The sequence below is a fragment of the Paucimonas lemoignei genome (genome assembly GCF_004342585.1).
Classification (GTDB): Bacteria; Pseudomonadota; Gammaproteobacteria; order Burkholderiales; family Burkholderiaceae_D; genus Paucimonas; species Paucimonas lemoignei.
Genome location: NZ_SLZQ01000028.1, coordinates 1 through 3398 on the forward strand (window position 1 = coordinate 1; position 3398 = coordinate 3398).

Consider the following 3398-nt stretch of genomic DNA (forward strand, 5'->3'; position numbering starts at 1 on the left):
TACAACGGTGAAAGCATCAATGTCTCGCTCGACAAGAATGGCGTTACCCGCTCCGCTCCTTGGGATCTCGGTATCTACAACTACTAATTAAATAGGTAGTTCGGCAAGCCCTTTCCCAGGACTTGCTTCTCCGAAGCCTTCGTTACCGGTACTGCCGGAACGAAGGCTTTTTCATTTCGTCATCGAATTTTCCTGACGGATACGCTATTCAGTTTTCTATCTCCCACCTTTATCTGAAATGCATGCCAAGCAGGAAATAAATGCGGCTAAAAAGTTACGTACTACCAATAAATTGCCGCTAAGTACACGCTATTTCACGAAATTTCCGAGAAAAAACAATTCCTGAAGAAACTTTTTCCGACAGGAAAACTCAGTGGTGTACGTGCTCGTTTTGCCGGGCGTAAATACATAACCCCAATTCCGATACGCACTTTTACTTAACAGCAATACTAAAACCGCGTATGCCGGATCATTCCTGGAGTTCTATTTTGAAACGCTACACTTCTCCCTCTATTCTTTTCTTGGCAATCATGATCGCTGGCTGCGGCGGCGGCTCGGGCGGCATGACTGCCAATGCTGCAACTACCGCGGATGAAAGTGCTGCTGGCGTTTCAGCATCGGTTTCCCCGGCAGACGCAAGTCAGGCACCGTCGGCTGCCTCGCCTTCAGCATCTACAGCCCCGACTGGTCCGACGTATTACCTGTCGCCCAATGGTAACGATAGCAGCAATGGCTCGGCTTCCGCTCCGTGGCGCACCATCCAGAAGGCCGCCAACACCGTCAACGCCGGCGACACCGTCGTGCTGATGGATGGCACCTACACCGAAGGCTCGATCGGCTTCAACCGTTCCGGCACGTCGGCCAAGCCGATTACCTTCAAGGCCCAGAACAAGTGGAAAGCCATCGTCGCTTCCACCGCCGGTTGCCAGCCTGGCTTCTCCATCAATGCCAGCTACATCACCGTCAAGGACCTGACCTTCGCGGTGGCCGGTTCGGCATGCGGCACATACACGTCTTCCAACGTGCATATCCGTGCCTGGAATACTGCTAACCCGACCCCGTCGAGCCAGTCTTCCGGTTCTGCCGGCTTCCGTGCCGATGGCCTGAAGCTGACTGGCGGCCTAGCTCGTTCCGAAGGCATCAAGTCCAACCAGGACTACACCATCATCGAGAATGTCGAAGCGGACAACGCCCTGGAGATCTTCAACAGCAAGCAATCCATCATCCGTAACAACAATGTCACGGGTCAGGATCAGTATGGCGTGTCGATCTTCGCCAAGGGTGGCGTGCGTAGTGCCCAGATCTATAACAACGTCGTGCATAACAAGCACAACGACGGTTATGGCATCTACCTGGGTGGCTATTCCTGCGATACCTGCTTCTATGATCCGTCTGCCAAGATCGAAGCCTACAACTCCGTCGCTTACAACAACGTCGTCATCAACGAGGGATCGGGAAATCTGAATGCACTGGTGTTTGCCGGTGCCAAGGATAGCGCCTTCTTCAACAACGTCGTCATCGGCGGCAATGTCCTGACGATGGAAGGTGGCTACAACTCCGGTTTCCGTGCCCCGACGACTAACCCGACGCTCGTGAACAACATCTTCATGTGCCAAAACAAGAACGCGTTCTCGGGCACCTATTCCGGCACCTTCAAGGTAGATAGCAACAACTTCTACAACTGCTCGAATGTACCGGCGCAGACCAATGCAATCACTGGTGATCCGCTGCTGGGTGCGAACTGGACTCTGCAGGACAACAGCCCGATGCGTAACCGCGGCGCCGCCGTCTCGTTCACTGGCTACAACGGTGAAAGCATCAATGTCTCGCTCGACAAGAATGGCGTTGCCCGCTCCGCTCCGTGGGATCTCGGTATCTACAACTACTAATTAAATAGGTAGTTCGGCAAGTCCTGTCCCAGGACTTGCTTCTCCGAAGCCTTCGTTACCGTTACTGCCGGAACGAAGGCTTTTTATTCCACCTGCGCCACGCGCGCTCTTCGTCAAGACATGTCCTCTGCGTCATCGCGGTGCCTCGTCTCATGCGCTGCCCCATGCACGACTCCAGTAATGCAAAGGCAATGTTTGTACGCATTAAAACAATGCCTTCCTCCTGAATGAATGCATGTCCGTTACGGCTTATTGCCTCTTTATTTCTTCTCTTTATCACTTCGCCAAATAAATTCATTCCGCCGATAAATCATTCCAGCAAAAAAGAATTCCAGCTGGAACTTTTTGCCGCACGGAAAGCCAAACTACCCGTTGTCCATGTTGCCGCGCATAAAAACAGAAGACAGATGCCCGGCTTTCTTCAAAGCGATTCCAAATAGCAAGTTGTTGATCGGCCTAGTAGCCAGGCAACTTTTTCTAAAGTTTAAAAACCCGAGACCCTATGTCAAAGCTTCAAAAACATTCCAACGCATTCCAGCTGAAGAGATCTCATGCGCTGGTTCTTTCTGCCGCATTCGGCCTGGCTCCGTTTGCCATGGCCCAAAGCGCTCCGCAAATCACCAGCGATACCAGCAACGTCTATTACCAGATCCCTTACAGCGGCACGCCGACCTGGGTCCGTGTGTTTGTCGATACCGACCGCAACGCCAGCACGGGTTATGCAGGTAACGGCATCGGTTCGAGCTTCCTGATCGAGAACGGCAACCTGTACCGCTACACCGGCAGCAACGGCGCCTGGGGCTGGACCTTCGTCAAGACTGTCAGCTCGGTTTCCAGTAATGGCATGGCCAAGGTCACGATTTCCAAGGCCGATCTCGGCTCGCCCGCGGCCATCGACGCAGTGACGCAAACCAGCGCACCGACCGTTACTTCGGCCAAGCTGACGCAGACGCTCGCTGCCGTAGCAGCAACACCCAGCAGCACGACGGCACCGCAAATCACCAGCGACGCCAGCAATTTCTACTATCAGGCTTCGTACAGCGGCACGCCTAACTGGGTCCGTGTATTCATTGATACCGATCGCAATGCCAGCACCGGCTATCGCGGCTACAACATCGGTTCGAACTTCCTGGTCGAGAACGGCAACCTGTATCGCTACACCGGCAGCAACGGCGCCTGGGGCTGGGCCTTCGTCAAGACTGTCAGCTCGGTTGCCAGCAACGGCGTGGCCAAGGTCACCATTTCCAAGGCCGATCTCGGTTCGCCAAGCGCAATGGATGCCGTAGTTCAAACGGATTCCCCGCTCGTCACCTCGACCAAGCTGTCGCTGGCATCGGGCGCCATCGCCCCCACCACGACCGCTGCCGCTACGACCACCACGGCCGCCGCGACGACTACGACTCGCGCCGCTACGACGACTACTGCAGCAGCCACGACAACCACCCGCGCTGCGACCACGACAACCGCAGCAGCCACGACGACCACTCGTGCTGCCACCACCACTACGGC

The 3398-nt window shown here is 54.9% G+C and carries 2 protein-coding genes; both read left to right on the plus strand.

Going from position 1 to position 3398, the window contains the following annotated elements; genetic code table 11:
* The first annotated feature begins 488 nt into the window (after positions 1-488).
* On the plus strand, positions 489-1889 hold the full coding sequence (locus EDC30_RS19280) for a chondroitinase-B domain-containing protein (RefSeq protein WP_165973896.1): 1401 nt from the start codon (positions 489-491) through the stop codon (positions 1887-1889).
* 502 nt (positions 1890-2391) lie between these two features.
* On the plus strand, positions 2392-3398 hold a 1007-nt coding region (locus EDC30_RS19285; protein ID WP_207907340.1), incomplete at its 3' end, for a hypothetical protein.